The 20496-nt window shown below is 38.9% G+C and carries 19 protein-coding genes; 2 read left to right on the forward strand and 17 right to left on the reverse strand.

All coding sequences use genetic code 11. The features are described 5' to 3' along the window. Positions 1 to 170 precede the first annotated feature (170 nt). The 4 genes from HY841_08790 to HY841_08805 form a co-directional block, all read right to left on the reverse strand. Positions 171 to 5921 (reverse strand): DUF3494 domain-containing protein, encoded by a 5751-nt coding sequence (locus tag HY841_08790; protein ID MBI4930843.1) that lies wholly within the window; start codon positions 5919 to 5921, stop codon positions 171 to 173. 443 nt (positions 5922 to 6364) lie between these two features. Beyond that, complete coding sequence (locus HY841_08795; GenBank protein ID MBI4930844.1) at positions 6365 to 6736, reverse strand: hypothetical protein; 372 nt, start codon at positions 6734 to 6736, stop codon at positions 6365 to 6367. Between the two features lie 9 nt (positions 6737 to 6745). After that, the gene (locus HY841_08800) at positions 6746 to 7516 is read right to left on the reverse strand and encodes a hypothetical protein (protein MBI4930845.1); all 771 of its coding nucleotides are present in this window, start codon (positions 7514 to 7516) and stop codon (positions 6746 to 6748) included. Between the two features lie 10 nt (positions 7517 to 7526). Further along, the gene (locus tag HY841_08805; protein MBI4930846.1) at positions 7527 to 8831 is read right to left on the reverse strand and encodes a PD40 domain-containing protein; all 1305 of its coding nucleotides are present in this window, start codon (positions 8829 to 8831) and stop codon (positions 7527 to 7529) included. 96 nt (positions 8832 to 8927) lie between these two features. On the opposite strand from HY841_08805, the gene HY841_08810 reads away from it, so the two are divergent. Beyond that, positions 8928 to 9152 (forward strand): helix-turn-helix transcriptional regulator, encoded by a 225-nt coding sequence (locus tag HY841_08810; GenBank protein ID MBI4930847.1) that lies wholly within the window; start codon positions 8928 to 8930, stop codon positions 9150 to 9152. A gap of 7 nt (positions 9153 to 9159) precedes the next feature. Here the strand turns inward: HY841_08810 and HY841_08815 are convergent, their stop codons facing one another. From HY841_08815 to HY841_08865, 11 genes are all read right to left on the reverse strand, one after another. Next, the gene (locus HY841_08815; protein MBI4930848.1) at positions 9160 to 9447 is read right to left on the reverse strand and encodes a hypothetical protein; all 288 of its coding nucleotides are present in this window, start codon (positions 9445 to 9447) and stop codon (positions 9160 to 9162) included. Then, positions 9444 to 9929, reverse strand: a complete 486-nt coding sequence (locus tag HY841_08820; GenBank protein MBI4930849.1) for a relaxase/mobilization nuclease domain-containing protein — start codon at positions 9927 to 9929, stop codon at positions 9444 to 9446. The genes HY841_08815 and HY841_08820 overlap by 4 nt, the downstream gene beginning before the upstream one ends. A 53-nt stretch (positions 9930 to 9982) precedes the next feature. Then, positions 9983 to 10480: a hypothetical protein gene (locus HY841_08825; protein ID MBI4930850.1), complete on the reverse strand. Its 498-nt coding sequence runs from the start codon at positions 10478 to 10480 to the stop codon at positions 9983 to 9985. Next, entirely contained in the window at positions 10470 to 11897 is a 1428-nt protein-coding gene (locus HY841_08830; protein ID MBI4930851.1) for a type IV secretory system conjugative DNA transfer family protein, read from the reverse strand. Before HY841_08830 ends, HY841_08825 begins: the two co-directional genes overlap by 11 nt. Before the next feature lie 194 nt (positions 11898 to 12091). Then, a complete protein-coding gene (locus tag HY841_08835) occupies positions 12092 to 12805 on the reverse strand; it encodes a hypothetical protein (protein MBI4930852.1) in 714 nt (237 codons plus the stop codon). Next, positions 12802 to 13890, reverse strand: coding sequence for a hypothetical protein (locus tag HY841_08840; GenBank protein ID MBI4930853.1), 1089 nt, complete (start codon positions 13888 to 13890; stop codon positions 12802 to 12804). The genes HY841_08835 and HY841_08840 overlap by 4 nt, the downstream gene beginning before the upstream one ends. A 57-nt stretch (positions 13891 to 13947) precedes the next feature. After that, positions 13948 to 14400: a hypothetical protein gene (locus HY841_08845; GenBank protein MBI4930854.1), complete on the reverse strand. Its 453-nt coding sequence runs from the start codon at positions 14398 to 14400 to the stop codon at positions 13948 to 13950. Positions 14401 to 14471: 71 nt separating this feature from the next. Continuing rightward, positions 14472 to 15707: a tyrosine-type recombinase/integrase gene (locus tag HY841_08850; GenBank protein MBI4930855.1), complete on the reverse strand. Its 1236-nt coding sequence runs from the start codon at positions 15705 to 15707 to the stop codon at positions 14472 to 14474. Between the two features lie 218 nt (positions 15708 to 15925). Further along, positions 15926 to 16198: a hypothetical protein gene (locus HY841_08855; GenBank protein MBI4930856.1), complete on the reverse strand. Its 273-nt coding sequence runs from the start codon at positions 16196 to 16198 to the stop codon at positions 15926 to 15928. Beyond that, entirely contained in the window at positions 16176 to 16358 is a 183-nt protein-coding gene (locus HY841_08860; GenBank protein MBI4930857.1) for a hypothetical protein, read from the reverse strand. Before HY841_08860 ends, HY841_08855 begins: the two co-directional genes overlap by 23 nt. Before the next feature lie 84 nt (positions 16359 to 16442). Beyond that, complete coding sequence (locus tag HY841_08865; protein ID MBI4930858.1) at positions 16443 to 16958, reverse strand: hypothetical protein; 516 nt, start codon at positions 16956 to 16958, stop codon at positions 16443 to 16445. A gap of 293 nt (positions 16959 to 17251) precedes the next feature. Here HY841_08865 and HY841_08870 point away from each other — a divergent pair, with 293 nt between their 5' ends. Next, entirely contained in the window at positions 17252 to 18277 is a 1026-nt protein-coding gene (locus HY841_08870) for a hypothetical protein (GenBank protein MBI4930859.1), read from the forward strand. Between the two features lie 440 nt (positions 18278 to 18717). On the opposite strand, the gene HY841_08875 is transcribed toward HY841_08870, so the two are convergent. Together HY841_08875 and HY841_08880 are read right to left on the reverse strand one after the other, a co-directional pair. Beyond that, positions 18718 to 20085: a tyrosine-type recombinase/integrase gene (locus HY841_08875; GenBank protein ID MBI4930860.1), complete on the reverse strand. Its 1368-nt coding sequence runs from the start codon at positions 20083 to 20085 to the stop codon at positions 18718 to 18720. 5 nt (positions 20086 to 20090) lie between these two features. After that, on the reverse strand, positions 20091 to 20447 hold the full coding sequence (locus HY841_08880; GenBank protein MBI4930861.1) for a hypothetical protein: 357 nt from the start codon (positions 20445 to 20447) through the stop codon (positions 20091 to 20093). Between the last annotated feature and the right edge of the window lie 49 nt (positions 20448 to 20496).

Raw genomic sequence — 20496 nt, forward strand, 5'->3', positions numbered from 1 at the left:
GTTATCACTTGCTTTTGCCTTCGGCTTCCTCCGCACAATGCCTCGCAACATTGCACTTGCTTTCAGCTAACACTTCGCGTTATCAACGTGTGTTCGGGACTTGCACCCTATAGTAAAAGAACATGGATGGCGCACAATAAAATGCTCTCCGAACTTTCGGAGCGCATTCTCTATTTTATAACGATTATTTTATCAATAGTAAATACTTCACCAGTTACTTTTATTTCATAAATATATATTCCGTTTTGTAATACTGCATCGCTGATAGAGAGTGTATGACTTCCTTCAGTTAAGATATACGCTCTTATTTTATTGCCTATTGCATCATAAATTATCATTTGCCCATTTTTACCCTTGCCCAACTCGTATTCTATTTGCATTGAACCATTATTGGGATTCGGATATACTTTACTAAATACAGTATTGCCCATGTTATTAGCAACGCTGTAATTTTCTTCATTAAATTCTATTCGGCTGCCTGAATTAGCAGGGTCTATTCCAAGCATAACTCTCGCGCTGTAAACTGCGTCTCCAAACTCAAGTGGTTCTTGCAAGGCAATGGTTAGAAGTGCAGCAGAGTCGGCAGAACTAAACTCAAGTATTCCCTGCGCCCATGTGTTGAGATAAATCCTGTTTACAGTTTTGCTGTTCGCATCCAGCGCATTGGTATCAATAATTGTATTGTTAATGTTTATTGCGTCATTGATATGCCCGTTTGCAATGGTATCATTGATGAGCCCTAATTTGCCAAGGTTGGAAGCCATCATCTTTGCATAAAAATTCTGGAACAGTGTATCGTCAGGATTATTCTGATGCATCCACTGTGGATTTTCTCTCAGTGTTTTTAATGCGTATTTGTGTTCAAGAGTTAAATTCTGCGCTATGAGAGAAACATAATTATTCTGCTGCGCTACAATTCTTCTTAACATGCCGCGCTGCGCCTGAGCAGGAACTTTGAACTGAACACAAATATCATTGTTGGTTGTTAAAGTAGCAGTATTCCCAGCTCCAAATAAACTACCAAGTTGCATGCCACCAGATGTAGGTAGAGGCGCATTATCAAACCACCATATTATCGGCTTGATATTACCACCCAAATCAGAACTAATGCTTCCTGTCCACACATTGGCAGTGGGTCTTGGATTAAAAGGGAAAGTGGCATCTCGTATCTGGTCGCCCACTGCTGCGGAAAAACCGGGACCAGGTCCATCAAAATTAAAACCGTAGTAGCAAGAATTAAGATTGTTGCAAGCCAAGGTACTAGGGTTGCACATTCCAAATATGTATCCGCCTGAACCAAATTTTGTTATGGTGTTGTAGCTGCCAACAATACAACCCAAACTATTTTCTACATTGATGCCGAGCAATGTTTTTGTCATTGCAAATGTTGGAGTTACCACAGGGACAGCATTTTGTGTAATTGTATTTTGCTTCACTTTCACATTGCTGCAACCCTGCAAACGAATTCCGTAATGAGGAGTTGCCGCAGTATAAAAAGATGCTTGCTTGGAAATCGTAATTGTATTTGTAACAGCTAATGGCATTGCAGTTACCGGACCAGAAACATTTATCATCCATATTCCTGTGCGCTGGTTGGCAATGACATTATCCTGTATGGTAAGATTCATGTTTGGAATTACTCCATTGGCAACATATATTCCTGTAGTGGCGCTGGTAACTGTGGTGCAGGGCTGATTAATTGTATTGTTTAAAATAGTAGCGCTGGCGTTAAACACATCCGTACACCTTATTGCATACGCAAGCGGAGCAGCGCAAGTAGTATTATTAAAAGTGTTTGCAGAAATATCAATCATGCTGTTCGGACAGGTTACTACTCCCGCGCCTATATATACGTTATTCTGAAATGTATTACGCAGTATGGAAATGTTAGGCATGAAGTTTTGCACCACCACTCCAAATCCGCAATTAGTGCTTGGATTAGTGCTGGTAAAAGTATTTGCCATCAAACCGATGCCACCCACTGTAACGCCCATAGGAGGAGCAGGAGGTAAAAATTTACCGCCCACCGCATAAACGCTGATGCCATCAGGAGGATTTCCGAAAACATTTGTAGTGTTAATGTTTTGAAATGTGTTGTTGTACACAAATATTCTTGAAGCAGTAGCGTAAATACCATAATCCATGTTATCAAAAGTATTTGTGTTGCCCGGAGTTGCAACGCCAACATTTATTCCTGCAACTTTATTTATCTGAACGCCAATATTGGTTCTCGGTAAAGCCGACTTGCACTGGCTGTTTACGATGTAAGACAGTAAGGGAGGGGTGCCGATTAATTTGCTTTTCTTTATGGTGCCTGTGTGCGTTACCGAATAAGTATTCACCACCATGTCAATATTATTTCGTTGCAGCAGCGTATTTCTAATCTGATAATCTCCTCCATTGTTCGATACAACAGCATTCTTCGCATCCTGAATAGTGGTTTGCATAAGTCCGGTGGAGTTGGTAATCAGGTGAGCGGTGCTGCCTGAAATATAAATGCCATCCCACATCACCGAGCAACAAGTGCCTGCTCTTAAAATGGTTTGGTCAGTTGGACCAGAACCGGAACTGGTAAGCGTTAACGATGCCCCCGGATTAATTACGATTTTTGAATCCGGGCTTATGTTAATCTGGCAATTGATGAAATTAATATTAGCATTAACAGTAAATGTTCCATTGATAGTAAATGGAAGGTTGTTTACAGTAAAAGGAGGTCCAGAACCAAACACTGAATAGGTGGATGCCACTGCAAGCACAGATGTATTGCTTGCATCAAACAATGAAATACCTGCGTATATTTTGCAACATGAAAACACCAGCATAGTTCCTGTTGAACTGCACACTCCATTACTTGCTGTTACAGTAATAGAACCTGTTTTACAAGTGGATGGACAAACTGACGATGAAGCAGTACTAAGATTCCAATTCACCGAAACGCTTGTTCCTGTAGCGGGTGGCACAATAGTGCCTCCACTAACCGCCCAGCTATATGAAACACCGGCAACAGGAGTTACTGAATAAGTAGAACTCGGCTGAGAGCAATCATTCGGATTACCGACTATGACTGGGACAGTAGGAGTTGTTCCTACGCTTACATTTACTGCATCCGTGTTCGTGCAGCCAAAATTATTTGTAACAGTGAGCGTGTAAGTAGTAGTAATTGTTGAGCACGCTTGAGGGTTAGAACAATTCGTACAACTCAATCCCGTTGCAGGCGACCACAAATAGGTTCCGCCACCGCTTCCGCTAAACGTAGGGCATGCCTGACCTATGCAGCGAGTTACATCGGGTCCTGCATTGGCAACGGGATTCGGATTTACGGTGACAGCTACCGTTGCACTTGCCGTGCAGCCGTTTGCACCTGTTGTTGTAACAGTATAAGTTGTAGTTGCCGTTGGACACGCTTGCGGATTAGAACAATTCGTACAACTTAATCCCGTTGCAGGAGACCATGCGTAATTGCCCGCGCTGCTTGCCGCTGCAAGCGTTGCGCACTTTCCGCTGCAAACTGTTTTGTTGCTTCCGACATTTATTATCGGCAATGGTTTTACAAATACAGTTACTATATCAGTTGCAGAGCATCCATTCACGCTTGTTGCTGTAACAGAATAATTAGTGATGGTGGTTGGGCAAACAGTTATTGAAGGTGTAGTTTGTCCTGTGGGAGACCACGAATAAGTTCCACCGCCCGTAGCAGTTAATGTTGCACATGAACTACTGCAAATAGTTTGGTCAGCTCCGGCATTGGCATTTGGAGTAAGATTTACAAAAACAGTTACCGAAGCGATTGCAGTGCATCCGCTTGAATTTGCAACTTGAACAGAATAAGAAGTTGTTGAAGAAGGGGAAACAATGATAGCAGAAGTTGTTGCTCCGGTGTTCCAATAATATACTACTCCCCCGCTTGCTGTAAGCGTTGCGTTTTGTCCTAAGCAAATAGTTTGGTTGTTTGTTGTAATCGTAACCGTTGGTGTCGGATTAACCGTAACCGTTACATGGTCAGATGCCGAGCAACTTCCGGTTCCGGATGGGTCAGTAAATGTTAAAGTATAAACTGTAGTAACAGTTGGACAAACAGTTATTGAAGGAGTAGTTTGTCCTCCCGGAGCCCAGTAATATATTCCGCCAAAAACAGGGGTGCATGTAGGACCTAATGTTGTGCAGTATCCATTACATGCAAGCGTTACATCTGTTCCCGCATTAGCCAAATCATTCATATTATATAAAGCAAAGTCATCAAATGCCATTCTTTTACTTGGGGATGAAGAACGCATAACAGCAAATCTGTCAATAGTTGATAAAGTTGATTGTGAATATGCAGTTAAATCTACACAAAGAGAATATCGCGTCCAAATTCCAATTGGAGCAATAGAAGGGGAAATGCTTCCTAAGGGTATAGAAGCGCCAGTTGAAGAAGAAATTAATTGCATACAAATAGCAGGGACTATGTTTCCACACACCATTGGCGCTGCATAAAATTCTAAATAATATTCAAGGGGTGAAAGAGGTAATAGTTCTGCACTCATCTGTTCACGGTCAGCGCCTTCGTATAGTGAAGCGTATCTCCTTCCTGTAACATTAGTCAGAGAATTAGGAGTAGAATTTACATTTACTTGTCCATTGCTGGCAAAATTAAATGGAATACTAACTCCCTGTTGTCCAGCGCAACCCAACGTATAACTACCAAGTGGTGAAAGGATATCAAATAAGTCGGGAGAGTTAGTGCCCTGTAAATTGCAAGTACCTGTTGTATAATCAGCTATCCAGCATTCAGCATAAGAATTTCCTATACCATTGGCAGCCGTTGGAACAGTTCCCGATTCAAAATCTCCGTTTTTAATGTAATTATTAATGGAATTACAGTTATGCACACTCGAAGAACTGCAGGTATATGGCGGCAAGACAAACACACATACATTTATGTTGTTTGTCGCACCAGTTATTTTAAGAAAATAATTATTGCCTTTTGTGAATCCAGAAGCGTTAAGTTCTAATACTGTAGTGTCTCCTTGCACACCTCCATTATTTGCGCTTGCACTCGCAAAAAGTTGAAGTCCATTACATGTTCCTGAAAATACCTTTATAGAATCAATGTTTCCATTGTTCTTTTGGGCGGTTATTTTCATGTGTACTGAATCCGCCACAAACCTGAACCACATCACGCTGTCGCTCATCGTAATATTATTCATGCAGGTATCGCCTCGTCCTAAATCAATCGCGCATCCGCAGGTGCTGCCGAATAAAATCAATTGTTTATCGGGCGTTGTTCCAATCGTATCGCGGGAGTTAACAAGGCAAACGCTGTCCGCGCTCATCAGCCGCGCATCTTTTGCTGATATATCCTTCGAGCAGCAGATCGTTCCATTTGCCAGAATGTTTCCGCAAATCACCGCGCTGTCTTTCACGGCAACCGATGAATCAACATTGAAAAAAACATTTTCGGCTTTCACGCCTCCGATTAATATCAGTTGCGAGCCCGCGTCAAAAGTGAGTTTGCCCGTAACATTAAAAATAAATATAGAGGCGCTGTCGCCCGTTAAGGTGATGGTTCCGTTTAAGGAAAGGGAGGAACTGAAATTACGCACCCCCGCTGTAAGCGTAGTATTGCTCAACGTAACAGCGTTCACAGTTTGCGCGGGCTGAGCCGAATCAAGGCGGCTGCGCACTATATTAAAACTGTCGAGCGCACGCTGCGTAACGCAAATGCTTCCCTGCAAAGTGGTGTCTTTCGGTCTTATAGTAGAGTCAACTGTTCCTATCGCGCCAACGGTTCCTTTCACGTTGGTGGCACTATCTGCAGTGACCGATGTGCCTGATAAAATACTAAAAGAATTTAATGGTTCTGAGAGCGTGACAGTTTGCGCCAGAATAAAATTATGAGAGAAGAAGATGGCAATGACGAAGGAGAAGATATTTTTCATGTTCAATTTTTTTATGTCCTGACATTTACAGTCAGAACTGGTTAAACATTTTGATTTCTTCTTTCTCCGCCCGCTAAAGAGAGTAAGAAAAAACCGTTAATTAAAATTTAATTTCATATAAATGTAAAATTGGTTTTTCATAAGGATAGGACAAATGTAGAATTATCGTAATACAAAACAAAGTATTATGAAAAATATTTTTTATGCCTTGGGCAAGATTATTGGTGAAATGAATTCACTTCCCTTTCACTCCATACGCGGTTGTTGTTTTCTTCAAAGTCTCCGGCTGATTTGTGCGCGTATTCGCAGGAGTAGATGTTTCTTTGGTCATAACTTTTCCCTTTGTTTCTGATTCTGAAAATTTTCTGTAGGTTGACGAGACCTGCAAAACATACAAGCAGAGCAAGACAAATATGATCATGTTGAGTTTCATGGTTTGAATTTTATTCTGTAAACTCAATTACATATCCGCTTACTGTAATTGTCTTTTTGAAGAAAAACAGATATACATAAGTGAAATGGGTTTCAATGGATAAGTTAATCAATGCTTTTGAACTGCCTATAAGATTTGCATTGCTGAACATATTTAATTTGGCTCGTTCAATAAGAGCTTTGTTCGAAATTCCCCCTATGCCGAAAACATAAACTGCGGAAGAAGTCCCCGCAACTTTATCCGTAACTTTAAAATTCTTTTTACTGAGTTCTACATTTGTATTAGTAGCGGCTACGTTTGTAATCACCGCTTGATGCACTCCGCAGGATGAAAGAAATAGAGGAAATGATGTTGCAAGCAAAAAATGTTTAAATGATTTCATTCGTTCTTATTATAAATAAAACTGGTATCCGATATTGAATAAAACATCACCGTATCCGCCAGAAAAGTTTCTATCCTGCCAATCCCCCAATTTTATAAACGATGCCTCTGTCACGTCATAATATTTGGACTCGCCTCTTCCATAAATCGGAATTAATAAACCAGAATCAAAATAAATCCTTCCTTGCCCCAGATTTATTTCTCCACCAAGTATTAGTTGGCCCGAGAAACTATTTATTTTAGAAACCATCGTATATTTTGCATAATCAACTATATCTCCAGTGAGCGCATCTATTAAAGTGTATTCAAAATTTTCTGATGCTTTGCGATGTGAGTAACCACAGGCAACAGATATATAAAACCCCACTCTTTCATCTTGTGAACTGTTTTTACCATAAAGAACAGTAGCGGGCATCACATTAAGCATATATCCACCTTTAAAATCATAATGGTATTTTTCATATCCCATTTGATAAGATTCATCTCTTTTTTTGCTTATCATTTGGAATGATGCACGAAAACCTATATTTGCTCTATGAGTTATATCGGCATCAAATTTCAAATTAGCGCCCGTTCTGTTTTCTTCGTGTCCAAAATTTGAAATTGATATTATTGGCCCTAATCCAAGAAAAGTTTTTTTCTCAAAAATATTATTTGCAGTGTCTTTCATTTCTTCTTGTACTGGTGGCGGAAGCGGAGGGGCAACTGGAATATCCCGCGCTTTTATGAATAAAGGATGAAGCATCATTCCAACAAAAAATATTTTATTTATTGCTTTCATTTCATGCAGTTCATTCAATAATCGGCTCAAACCTCCAGAGATTCCAATTCCCTCCGCGGTTTGAACGAAAGTAGATGTACTTTCCGTCATAACTCCATGCAGGGCTATCGTCCCATGAGCCATTTGTAGTAAGTTGTGTTTTATCGGTTGCATCGCTGCGCATCATCCATATATCAAAATTATTGTTGCCTCTTAAATCTTTCCCCTCATCCGAAGAAAACACGATCCATTTTCCATCGGGCGACCATTTGGCTTGGATGATATCGTAAGTTGAGTTTTGAGAAAACTGCGTTTCGTTTGTGCCGTCTAATTTCATTGTCCAGATTTGCTTGGGATGAATTGATTTGCTTCCTCTTTGAATAAGAGATTTTTTATCCTCTTTCAGAAATAAAATTGTTTGTCCATCAGGTGATACTTCCGGATTTTGTCCTTCTTTCAGTTGAGTGGGCAGGTTGCCAGTTTCAGTTATCGTCCACACTTGCGGTTCGCTTGCCGTTGGCGGATTTGAAGTATAGGCAACTAAGTTTCCTAGTGGAGAAACTGACAAAGCGTAATCTTCCGCTTGTGTGTTGGTAATGCTTGTAATGCCCCCGCCTCCCAGCGCGTTGATTTTATAAACATTTGGATTCTGGCTTATGCGGTTGGAAGAAAAATAAATGTACTTGCCTCCCGGAGAAAAAGCCGGGAATAAATCGAGTTTATTTCCGTTGGTTATTTTCGTTCTTGAAGGAGAACCAACATCCTGCTTCCAGATATTGCTGTGAAAAGTTCCCTGTTCGTCTTTGGTATAGATGTAATAAATGAGGTGAACATCAGTTGGAGAAATAACGGGAGCGCCAATTTGTAAGGTCATTTCCTCATTGCTTGTTATCCGCTGAACGCTTTTCACCGTAGGCGATCTTTCAAGAGGTTCAAGATATGCCAATGATTTTGTGATTACCTTATTTAATTTTACTCCCGCGCTTCCCGCAATGGGTTCAAAGGATACGAGTTCAATCGTGATGACATCTTTTGGTTTTAACTTGATAAAAAAACTTCGGTTTGTTTTTCGAAAATCCTTTTTCCGATTAAATCTTGTATAGAAAGTAGTATCCACATATCCGTCTTTTGTAATTTGAATATATGCCGATGTTTTTCCGCCTTTGAATTTAATTGTATCCTTTCGAGGTGATATTCCCTTGTATTTGTTGTCAATAAAAACATTTGCCTGCGGAGGATTGGTGCGGATGTCTATAAATTGCGTGGGAGTGCAGCTAAGCAGTAATCCGATAAAAAGGAACAGGGGAAGCGCGGGAAATAAAGTTGTTGTTTTCATGCTTCCCATATGTTTGTTTATTACAAAAATAAACATTTTTTCAATCGGTGGTATATGTGCCACCGATTACTTTATGAAATAGTCCGTATTTTAAATATGCAGGAAAATGACAAGTTTCTTAAAGCACTTGGAAAGAATATTGACCGTATCCGAAAAGAGAAAAAAATTTCTTTTCAGGAGATGTCGTATAGGTGCGATATTGAAAAGTCCAATCTTGTAAAGATTGCAAAACACGGAGAGAATATAACTGCAAATACCCTATACAAAATTTCTAAAGGGTTAGATGTTCCGTTGAAAACGATTTTTGATTTTAAGTATTGAACCCGGGTTATCTTGTTATTTCTCTTGTTTTCTTTTTATTTTTTTCTCTTATATTTTCTAACCCCTTTTCTCTAGAAATCATTTTCCCAATCCCATCAATGCCCAATCGTTTAAACCTGTATTTCCTGTTTTCATACCACACTCCCGTCAACTTTCCTCCCCGCTCGTAAGGTCTGAGATTATTTTCCTTCAGCAGTTTTAAAAAATCTTCCGAAGATTTTACTTTTGCAAGGCAAGTATTAATTTTTTGTATTAAAATTTCTTTTTCGCTCGCCCTCCCCGTTCGGTTTTTCATCTGCCATTCGCGGTCTGAAATTTTTTTTTACCACTGCCGTGCTGCACTACCGATTTGCTTAGTTCCGGGTATTTATCCTGCTGGTACTGCTGGATTCGTTTTTTCAGCAGGGCAAATTCTTTTTTACTGAGACGCATGGTTTTTCCATTGTGAAATTCCAGCGCGGAGACGGCAAAATGAACATGGTAATGTTCTTTATCAGTGTGCGGGATACCGATATATAATCCGTTAGGATTTCGCAATTCGATATACTCACGCGCCATATCTTCCATTGCCCCAAGCGAAATTTTCGCAGTGTCATCTTTATGCCAGGAAAGAATCTCATGTGTGAGATAAACAGCATTTTTTCTCTTATTGATTCTGTGTATTTCATTTTCCTTGTATTGCTCCACCCACTCACCAACTGAGTTTCGATAGAGATTATGTGTAATGACAAAACCCTTTCCTTCTTCATCGAACAACCGTTCTTTATCATTCATCATATACTCAAGCAGTTTTTTGAAGTCCGGTTTTTTGCGCGATAATATTTTTACAATCATGGATTTATTATTTCTTTTGCACAGGGTGGATTTCGCAATGTTTCGGAAATTTCTTTTTGAATAACAAAGACAAGTTGTTGCACCTGCTCATACCTTTTATCCTTTTCTCTTCTCGCTATTCGTTGAATTTCATTTGAGATTTGAATAAGGAATTGCTCTATCCTCGCAACTTGTTGTTTGTCTGGAACGAGGTATTGCTTATTAAGATAAGCAAATGCGGATGCTTTCAGAAAAGCTGTCATTGTCATCTTATGATTTTCAGCCGCTGATTTTACTTTTCCATATTCCCCGTTTCGTTTTGAAAGCAAAATGGAAAACTCCGCATGAGAAGAACGCTGATTGCGCTTGTACTGAAAAATATATTTCTTCTTGTATTCTCTCTTCGCTTTTTTTATTTCCTCATCAGTTCCATTTTCAAGAATGCCAATTGAGTCGAGATACGCCCAGAGGCTTGTGTTTTTTCGTGTCCTGCTGTGGTGAGGTTTAGTTATCATTCAGCGTTAATGAGGGCAGCGTATCCGGCAGGTAGTTGGGTAGCACAGGGGGCGGTAATTCGCTGTATAAACGAAATAGGCGCGATTCATAGTAGGGTTTAAGGCGGGCAAGGATGGGAGGATGATGTCCGCAGACGAGCAAAGCGCGGTTGATTTTCATAGTCCGAATTTCATCCCTCGTCATTAATTCCCTGGTTATTTTTCTTTTCTTATCATCTTCATACTCGAAGCGTCCGAGGATTTGCTCCAAATCCCTTGCAGTTTCCAGATTTTGTCCTGTGAAATACATTTTAGCAAAGCAGTTGCTTCTGATGGCATCCGCTTCGTATTTTCTATAGTTATGTATTAACTGGTTAAAGTCCTGGATGGCGAGAAGGATTCCCGCCCTGTGCTTGCGGACATTCGCAACTGCCAGTGATATTGTCGGCAATTTCAGCGAACTGGCTTCGTCAATTAAAAACCATATGTCCTGTTCGCCTTGACCGGGAAATCTTGAGAGTATGTATGCAAAGAACTGCTCGAAGAAAATACTCGTAAGCACTGCGTAATACCGCTGATCAGCCACTGAATTATTTATGTATAAAACAGTCGGCCTTTTCCTGAATGCTTCCATGTCGAGATTATCATGGCAGGTAACTTTTGCCACGGCTTCATCCGAAAAAATCTGCAACGCTGCTTTACAACTGGCTATTACTCCTGAAACAACGCGCTCATCGTAAGCAAGAAAAGATTTATACTCTGAAAAAAGTTTTTCATCAGCACATCGGCTGAATAGTTTGTCTATTGCTTTAGGATTGCTTCCCAAGCTATTCAAAAGATGGCGCACATTAAAAAGATTTTGATACTGCCTTTCCTGTGTTTTTAAAATTGTAATCATCATTGCAATTAAAGCGACCGCTTGCGTATTCCAAAAATTTTCCGATGAGTTTCCATTCCCGTTATTCAAAGAATTTTGCACGAGCATGGAAGAAATTTTTTGAATCTCACTCGAAGAGTTCGCCCGATGCAAAGGATTATATCCGCAGGAAACGGAAGGGTTGGCGAAGTTCAAACGCTTCACTTCGTATTTTTTTTCTTTCAGGTATCCGGCAGATTTTAAAAATAGTTCCCCGGAAGGATCATGGGTTATGAACGAACCAGACATGGTATATAGCGAAGGAATCAGGGTGACGGAGGATTTGCCTGTTCCGGTTCCACCAATAATTAATGCATTCTGGTAAGAATCCTTGACAGATAAATTCCTGCCATTACCCGCAAGACAATACCCCTTTTCCCATCTTCCAAGAACAGATGAGGCAAAAGCAAAACTCGCGTTATACCCTTTCTTCTTCGAAGCGGAAAAAATTCCTTCTAATACCTCAAAGAGGAGTTTTAATGTTTCTTCTAAAACAGATATGAATATTTCAAAAAGTTTCATTTTGCATTTATGCTTAACTGATAATGTCCTTTAACCATTTTGCTATTTGACCGAAAATGATTTCAACAATGCGCAGAAAACCGTATGCACACCACAAAAAAATCTTTGTTATGAATTTAACTATCCAGCATAGCGCATTCCAGAAAGGAGATTCTTCTTTCATCGTTATTCCTTTTTTTTATTTCTATTTCATTTTATTCATACACAAGGTTTGCGCTGATTTCCACCTTCGCTCCTTTGCTTTCCAAAAAAACCTTGTAGAACTCTGACACCACAATAAACTCTTGATTTTCCTTCGTATCCTTCGGTTGATACACTATATGTATTTCAATCCCTGTAAGAGAATCTAATTTCGCCTGCTTGTCAAAATAGTCGCGGAAAAATTGCGGATTCTTTTTCAGCAGGATCAACTTTTCGGATTTATAAAAGGATAATTCTTCCGAGTTTTCCATCAGGTCGCTGTACAAAAGCAAAATTTTTCTGTCTGCTTTTGATTCATTCAATCGTTTGAGTTCATGAGCAACAGGCACAAACACAGAGGAACGGTTACGCCCGATTTTTTCATTCATGGTGTCTGTAAGAATCCGTTTAATACTCCCGACAAATTGTTTTACTTCCTCATCTCTCTCGAAATCGTTTGAAAGCCATTGGCTGGCGGATTCAATGCTTGTCTGCGATACGTTGTTGTAATTTACATCGCTGATATTTATAAACCGAAACACGCTTCCGCTCCATTTGTCTTTTTTCAAATCATATAATCGGAGTACGTCTTCAGGATACGGTTGGGAAAGGTGCGCATCGGTGATGTCTTTCATCAGCGTCACTTCTGTGATGGTAGTTTTTGTCAATGCGCGGGCGGCAAGAAATATTATTGCCGCAGCCAATATAAGTGTGATAATGATTTTCATTGCCCTTTATTTTTATTGATGGTGGATGTTGCGTCTACATTCGAAAGAACAAGTTCAGGAATCTCATCGTGAAAAGATTGCGGGACCTGCCCGTCAGTGCGGTAACTGAGATTCGTTCCTTTAAATAGTCCGATGGTTTCTTTGTATTTCTTTTTGATCAGTTCTGCCGAGTATTCGGTGAGGAATGGAACATCCAAATGGTGTTTAACTTTATGCACCATCGCGTCCTTGAGTTCTTCTTTCATATTTTTGAAAACTTCTATCTCCTTTTTTCTCTTTTCTATGTCCCTGTGCTTTAAGAGTTTCTCCTTGTTGATTTTTATTTCCTCCCATGCCGGAAAGATGTAGAAGGATAGAAGAGCCGAGACAAGAAAGAAAAAGAGATTAATGATTACAAAATACACGGGAGAAACAGACACATCGTGATTCTCGAGCAGTTTGGAACGAAACACCGCCAACACGCTGAATAAAGCCGTGACTGCGACCAATGAACCCGCAACAACAGCAACCCGCTGTCGTTTATTTTTTGCCGATTTGTACAAGAGAGGTGCGATGTGCGCGAGAACGAATACTGCAAACGATACTGAAATAGAAATGACAAAAGCAAAGAGCATGCTTTCGCCCGCCACCTGAAAAGCTTTCGTGTTGAAAACAACCTCCCCGATAAAAATAATCAATGTTGAAATGATTGCCATTCGTATGCGGATGGCAATGCTGCCGGGGTCATACCCTTCCAGTTCCATTTCGTCTCTACCATTCAGTTCTGCCCGTTTTTGTATTTCCGCATCATAATATTTATCCTTGCCTGTTGCCCAATCGCTCTCTATTTTGGCTTGTGGATAGTGTGTAGCGGGTTGGGCTTTTTGCTGGCATTCTGCGTGGAGCGCTTCGTAGCCATGTTTTATTTCTTCTGTAAACGGCAGAAGTTTATCCCCCGGTGCCGGAAGATTTCTTGCTCCGAATTGTTTACCATACTTGCGTGTCAGTTCTTTTAAACCAAGATCGCCCTGTTGAATATGCTTTTCAAGCTCTTCTTTGAGAGCGTGGGAGGAAGCATGTGTTGTGAGTGGAATAAGCGCTTTCATTTGAATAATTTTTATGCCCGCAGGAGTTTAGTCCCGCGGGGCGGTTAGTGTTTAGAATTACCTGTTAATACTCTTGTCGTGTGAACGTGAATATGTTTTTTCTCTAATAGAACCGAGTTCCTCTTCCCTGTCTGAAGTTGTCTGTTGCTGTTTTTCAGGAGAAGATTTTTCCTGCGGGATTACCGGAATGTCCTGCTCAGGTTGAATAGCAGGAGCTTTGGACATTTCTCTGGCAATGGCTTTAACGTCTTGCTTTAGCTTAATCAAATTGTTTCCCACAAGAATTTCGTTGCCGTCAGGGTCTTTCACTGTGTAAATCGCTTTTCCATTTTCATCTTTTGCCAAATGGAAACGAGCGATGACATGCTGTTTTTTGTCCTTGTCTTTTAAAACGGCTGACATGAAATGCTGCCCCCTTTTTGAATCCCAGGAAGTGTATTCGATGAATAGCAGTTTGGAATAAGCGAAAGGGCTGCGCTGTTTTTGGGTTTGTTTGTTTTGCGTTTCCATTGTGATTTGGTTTTAATTGTTTGTATTATGATTTGAATGTTTCCGTATATATATGTAGGTGTATGACATTATTATCGGGCAATCGATAGTTGTTTATCGTTCATTTTTTGTTCCCGCATTTTCTGCAAGTCATCTTCGCGCTGTTGAGTGTTATTTTCATTCTTATCAAACACTTTAAAATCCTTCGCGGCAGCAGCAAGCACTTTCGAGTCAATGTAATTTGTCTGCATAATGCGCGTACTGGAATGCCCCGTGATTTGCCGCGCCTGCTCCGCACCTAAAAATTTTGACAGTTGAGTGATGTAAAGTTTCCTCAATGACTTCAAAGTGATGGGTTGTTCGGGTTTAATCTGGCGTGCGTAGTGAGAAAAACTTCTACTGATAAAATGCTTCATGGATTCGCGTTTCATTTTTTCGTCATTAGCGATTAAAAACCTGTCACTGTCTATGTGCTTCTCATAACCTAATTTTAAAAGCAAGTCATACAGTTCGGAAGTAACAGGCACAGAAACAAACTTCATTTTGTCACCGCTTAAATTCCGAATGCGGTTTACTTTAATGTCTGGAGATTTGATGTACAGATTTCCGTTGTTGTCGCACTTAATATCCGAGAATTTCATCTGAACTAACTCTTCGTTTCGTCTTCCTGTATATGCGGCTAGTTTTACCAAGTCAGGCATCCATTCGCGATATAAGTCCTTATGCTCCTTCCCCACCTTAACTCTTCCCATAATTTTGTCTTTCATCTTCTCCATTATTTCTTCAACCTGCTTTTGAGATGGAACATTTATTTTTTCTTCGGTGTTTAATGCTTTGTGTGGGATTGTGCCGAATATATTTTCGACCTTAACGCCTTCTACCTTATAAAGGAACTTGTAGAATCCTGAGAGCAAGGTCATGGATTTATTAAAGGTTCTGTTCGAAAGTTTACGCTCTTCCAGAAGATATTTGTAAAACAGGTTTATGTCCTGTATCCCAATATCCTCCGGTTTTAGTTCATTAAAATTGTATCCGTATTTTGTCAGGCAGATGGCGAATTGCTTTATTACCCATTTCACATCGTTAATGTGTGCCTTGCTCCTTTGTCTCAGCATCACCTCTGGAAAAAGAGTTGCGTCCCCTTTTAGAAAAGCAATGTAACGTGCGCTGAGATGAGATAACAAAACTGGCTTGCTGTTAGGAATTTCAGGTTTGGAATTCTTTCCCTTTTCAACTTTTTCAGGAATATTATTTTCCTTAACCTGCTTTGCAAACTGCAATGCTTCTAACATTGCTTCTTTAGGATTTCTGGTTTTCAGAAATTTCACCCGTCTTTTCACGGAACCTTCCACGTAGACATAAACCTTAAAAAAATGTCTATTGCTGTATTTGCATTTTTGAAGATGCTTGCCTGTTTCTTTACACAGGTCAGAGACATTCTGGCTGCAATGCCTGCAATACACGGTCAACCCTTTTACCCGCTGTTTGGGGAGAAGATATAATGGATTTGTTTCCATAAGAAGTGTCATTATAATAAGGAACGCCATCATAACTTGGTAATAGTTTGAGTCAAGTCGGCCAAAAATTCTTTTTCGCAGTCACTTTTCGGTGTATAACATTGCTTCACTTGTTTAGTGATTACGTTTTTATTTCTGCTGTACCTGTTATTTACAGCCGACTCGAATTCCGCCTTATTCACGAAATAATTTTTGCCAATGTGGTGCAACTCCGCACCTAATTCTTCGACCCATTTTCGGATGCTTCGGAGGTCGGAGTAGCCGGAGATTTCTTTCAGTTTATTTGTTCCTATGATTTCCATTTACTGCTTTTTTTATTTTTAATAATAGTTTCGAGCAAAAATTATTTTTCTCTTTGCAATTCTGATAATGTTCTCGGAGAATTTTATTTATATTAAGATGGCGAGTGCGGGAAGAATAATAAAATCCGCTTCCGATGTCTGTGCCTGTAAGTTTTTCCATTATGAAGAATTTTATTGTAAATGTAGTTTGACGGTTTCAGGAAGTGGTTACGGCAGGTTAACGGCTGGTGACCATAAACCAACGTCAACTTTTATTGGAGTGATTCAAAAGGACTACAACTATCCCATCAAGCATAATTAATCTTTCCGCTTTTCGTACACCCTTATTAAGGGAAGAACGCAAACATTCAAGGGAAATCTCACGCCTAGATTGGTTGAGAAAATGTTCTTGAATACGTTTATTTGGGAAAGAGGGTTTCAGAATTATTCCTTCGTCATATAGTCGATGAAGCAAGTAAACGAGTTCATTTGCATTGCCATACCATATTATATGCTTTGTAATTTTTATTCCTTCTTCAAAATGCGATTTGAAGGTTTCAAATTCGCATCTTAGTAAATGATTTTGAAAAAGCAAATCAAAAAATATTTTTAAGATAATTTTACTTTTCAGCCATTCAAATTTTGATGTGGGCAAATCAGGATTATAAAAATCAGTAAGCGAATCTCCCGATAGATCCTTTTCTAAGTTGTCAAAAATTCTATCTACTGCTATGTGGGCTTCCTTGCGGGAGGAATTTATTCTATGAAGAAGATTTTGCATTAGTGCTGTTTTGCACCAACGCAATCACGGCAGGAGTAAGGTTAATATGCTTGACTAAAATTTACTTTCATGCTATATAACCGTTACAACGTAGGTGATTTACGTTGGAGTTGAAGGAGAAATTCCTTTGACGGCCCGTGTTTATAGCACGGGTTTTTTTCGTCCATAGAAACTTCTTTCTCATATACCAAATCTCACTCAACATCTTGACATGGGGTTGACAATTTTTGACAGAAAATTGTCAAACTAAAAATTTGGATTTATCAGCGAGTTGTATCTTTGCACAGTAACCTATGGCATATAAAACTTTCCATATAGAATTACTTAAGAGATTAATATGCTTGAAAATGGAATATTCTTCTACTGCACTTTCCAAAAATGAAAAAGAAGAATTAATAAAAAAGATGTATGGGGAAAGGGATTTTTATGCATTCTGGAAACAAGACCAAAGATTAAGTAATAATATATTAGATAGAGCGTGTGGAATTTTAGAAAAGAATTATACATGGGGTGAATTTCTTAGCAGTAATAGCGAAAGAAAATTCCCAGACGAAATACCCTTACACAAATTAAATATTGAAAAACAAAAGGCGATAAATAAAGAATTAAATGATTTATTGTTCGGATATCGGACTTATGAAGATTATTTTACAAAGAGAAAAGAATCTCATCCAATACATTTTAAAACATCTCGTTTAGTTAAAAAAGAGCGAGCTGTTATTAGAAAAGTTTTAGAAGAATATCTTCGTGCAAAAATCGAAAATCAGGAAAAAGAAAAATTAAGAATTAAAGAAATAAAATCTGCAATTAGAAAAGAGAAGATAGGTGCTGCTATAAAAATCATTAAAAAATCTTTGAAAGAAAATGAGAAAAGAATAACGCAATCTTCAGATAACGTTGTAATTGATTCGATTCAATTAGCAGAGTTGATGCGGTATTTGGAAAAACAACCTAAGGCGATAGAGTTTTTAAATATTGCAGAGAAATATAAACCGAACTTCGCACTTATACATCAATTGAAAGCACAAGCATATTTCGAAATGGGTAATGATGGAGAGGCATTTAAATCTAAAAACAGAGCTTTAGAGTGCGAACCTAATTATTATGAAGCATGGGACCTTGAGGATTTTATGTACTATGCAAATAATGGCAATAACATAGATAGTTTTGCACGATGTAAAATTAGCGAGCTTGAAGAAAAAGGTCTATTAAAAACAAACGACACAATTATTAAAGAAGTATTCCACAAAGATATCCCTACAATGATAGAATTAACCAAACTCAGGAATAAGAAAATTAAAATTTGGAATCAAAAATAAAAAAAGATAAGATGAGTATTTTTAAGGCGCCGTTTTGTCAGAGTTAAATATTAAAAATCCAAATCGGCCGGCTCCCAATTCAATTCCCTTCCACGCTTGATGACCTCGCGCCAATCTTTGTAGTTGCGCTATTAGATTATATTTTTTGAAAAAGTTTTTTTGGCATCGTTTAGGTGCTATTTTTAGGTGCGATTTTGTCGACTTTTGCAGTGAAATGTTTACTTTTGTAACGAGTTTTAAAAAAATATTAAGGAATTAAATAGCAAAACAGGACTGAAAATCCGTGTGTCCCCGGTTCAAATCCGGGAGGTGCCACAAAGAGGCAGACGCTCGGTTTTCATAGCAGGAAGCCGAGCGTTTTTTCCTTTTAAAGGGCATTAATCCCGCCTTTGAAACGGACACCAAGTGGGGTGGCAAGTGGGGAATGGAGTGGGGAAATTTCAGGATGCCTTTCCGAATACGCTGAAATCCTGCGCAACTTTTCCAATCACTTTTTTATCGAAGTAGTGTTCCTCTAAAACCTTTAAACCACTGTGCCCGGTGATAATTCTTGCGTTCTCCGCGCCAATTCTTGCAGCAAGCGCGCTGGCGTGCGTTTTACGGAGGGATTTGAAAGTTTTATTGATTCCGATTTGCTTTGCATAATGCCCGAATGCTCTCCATAAATGCCTTGCCATAGTGTCGCGTTTCATTTTTTCAGAATCAGCAATAATATATTTTTCTGTTTTCTTGTTTTCACGATAGCCCAACCTCAATAAAAGTTCTTTCAGTTCAGTAGTAATTGGGATTGAAACATATTTTTTAGAATCTCCTTGAAGATTTTTGATTTTGTTGACTTTTATGTCTTCGGATTTTATGAAAGTCATTTCTCCTTTTTCTTCGATGATAGAAGAAAATTTCAAGTGAAATATTTCAGCGGCTCGTCTTCCGCTGTAGATGGAAAGAAGAATTGCATCTCTGAGCCAGGGTTTCCAAAGTGATTTTATTTCTCCGGTGCTGAGTTTTTCTTTTCCCAATTCTTTATCGTTAACTGCTTCCAATATTTTTTCCAGTTCTTCTTCGGTGATTGACTCCACATCCATTGCTTTTACAGGAGACCTTCTTACTCCTTCGAATATATTTTGAATATTGTATCTCTCCTGTGTAATCAGCCATTTATACATTGTTGTAAAGTAGCCGAGATATTTATTGATGGTTCTGCCTGATAGTTCTTTCTTTTGCATGTAGTCGTAAAATACCCCCACTGCATGCTTGTCTATATCTGTAATCTTTAATTCAGCAACCGGGTAACCTGCTTCCTTCAATGCTACAAGCAAGCATTCCATCCCTCTTCTGATATCATCCAAATGTTCTTTACTGCGCGGACGAAACATATACGAAGGACAAATTTCTTTATCTCCTGAAAGGAATCCGAGATATCTTGATTGAACTTGCAATAAAAGTTGCGGTTGGTTATTATTCTCTTTTTGAATTTGAATTTTTCTTACTTGTTGGGATTTATTTTGATTACTGATTTTTGGAGAGTATGTTTCAGTAAAATTATTTTCCTCCATTTCCTTCCTGAATTGAATTGCCAGTGAAATTGCTTCATCAAGATTTCGTGTGTCAAAGATTTTGGTAACTCGTTTGTTTTTCGTACCGGGAATATGAATGTAGATTTTGAAGCGATGCTTATCAGCAAACGGGCAACGCTGAATGGGTTTGCCATTGTCTCTGCACGTTTCTGCAACATTGGTATTGCATTTTGTGCAGAAGACTGTTAATCCCCTGTAACTTTTTTTTGGCGGAATGTAAAGAGGTTTTACCATAGTGTTTATTTTTTAGTTGCTATTTCCAAAAGTTTATTCAAATACATTGTTTCGTTTTTTCCCTGCGGAAGGTATTTTTTTGATTTTGTATTTACAGCGGAATGATTTATTGTTGGATTTTCTCCTATAAGTTCTTCTGCAAAAAACCTTTCGTGCCAATCAGGATATTTCTTTTTCATCTCTTCAATGATTGGTTTCATGATTTTGAAATAAAATTCCTCTTCGTAAATATATTTGCCTCCTATATCGTTGAAAATTGTTACAGTATGCTTTACGCACCATGCTTCGAAGGTTCTTGCATCTTTTATCCCAAGCGCCTTCATTGCTTCTTTCACTTTCAATATTGGAATCGGCAAATTCACTATACAATTTCGGTGTTTTCATCTCCTTATTTTTTGCTTTGAACTTCGG

Source organism: Bacteroidota bacterium (genome assembly GCA_016213405.1).
Taxonomy (GTDB): Bacteria; Bacteroidota; Bacteroidia; order Palsa-948; family Palsa-948; genus Palsa-948.

What these genes read in the sequence shown, in the direction of transcription:
- HY841_08790 (MBI4930843.1), bottom strand. Translation starts at nt 5,921, where the DNA reads ATGAAAAATATCTTCTCCTTCGTCATTGCCATCTTCTTCTCTCATAAT.
- HY841_08795 (MBI4930844.1), bottom strand. Translation starts at nt 6,736, where the DNA reads ATGAAATCATTTAAACATTTTTTGCTTGCAACATCATTTCCTCTATTT.
- HY841_08800 (MBI4930845.1), bottom strand. Translation starts at nt 7,516, where the DNA reads ATGAAAGCAATAAATAAAATATTTTTTGTTGGAATGATGCTTCATCCT.
- HY841_08805 (MBI4930846.1), bottom strand. Translation starts at nt 8,831, where the DNA reads ATGAAAACAACAACTTTATTTCCCGCGCTTCCCCTGTTCCTTTTTATC.
- HY841_08810 (MBI4930847.1), top strand. Translation starts at nt 8,928, where the DNA reads ATGCAGGAAAATGACAAGTTTCTTAAAGCACTTGGAAAGAATATTGAC.
- HY841_08815 (MBI4930848.1), bottom strand. Translation starts at nt 9,447, where the DNA reads ATGAAAAACCGAACGGGGAGGGCGAGCGAAAAAGAAATTTTAATACAA.
- HY841_08820 (MBI4930849.1), bottom strand. Translation starts at nt 9,929, where the DNA reads ATGATGAATGATAAAGAACGGTTGTTCGATGAAGAAGGAAAGGGTTTT.
- HY841_08825 (MBI4930850.1), bottom strand. Translation starts at nt 10,480, where the DNA reads ATGATAACTAAACCTCACCACAGCAGGACACGAAAAAACACAAGCCTC.
- HY841_08830 (MBI4930851.1), bottom strand. Translation starts at nt 11,897, where the DNA reads ATGAAACTTTTTGAAATATTCATATCTGTTTTAGAAGAAACATTAAAA.
- HY841_08835 (MBI4930852.1), bottom strand. Translation starts at nt 12,805, where the DNA reads ATGAAAATCATTATCACACTTATATTGGCTGCGGCAATAATATTTCTT.
- HY841_08840 (MBI4930853.1), bottom strand. Translation starts at nt 13,890, where the DNA reads ATGAAAGCGCTTATTCCACTCACAACACATGCTTCCTCCCACGCTCTC.
- HY841_08845 (MBI4930854.1), bottom strand. Translation starts at nt 14,400, where the DNA reads ATGGAAACGCAAAACAAACAAACCCAAAAACAGCGCAGCCCTTTCGCT.
- HY841_08855 (MBI4930856.1), bottom strand. Translation starts at nt 16,198, where the DNA reads ATGGAAATCATAGGAACAAATAAACTGAAAGAAATCTCCGGCTACTCC.
- HY841_08860 (MBI4930857.1), bottom strand. Translation starts at nt 16,358, where the DNA reads ATGGAAAAACTTACAGGCACAGACATCGGAAGCGGATTTTATTATTCT.
- HY841_08865 (MBI4930858.1), bottom strand. Translation starts at nt 16,958, where the DNA reads ATGCAAAATCTTCTTCATAGAATAAATTCCTCCCGCAAGGAAGCCCAC.
- HY841_08870 (MBI4930859.1), top strand. Translation starts at nt 17,252, where the DNA reads ATGGCATATAAAACTTTCCATATAGAATTACTTAAGAGATTAATATGC.
- HY841_08875 (MBI4930860.1), bottom strand. Translation starts at nt 20,085, where the DNA reads ATGGTAAAACCTCTTTACATTCCGCCAAAAAAAAGTTACAGGGGATTA.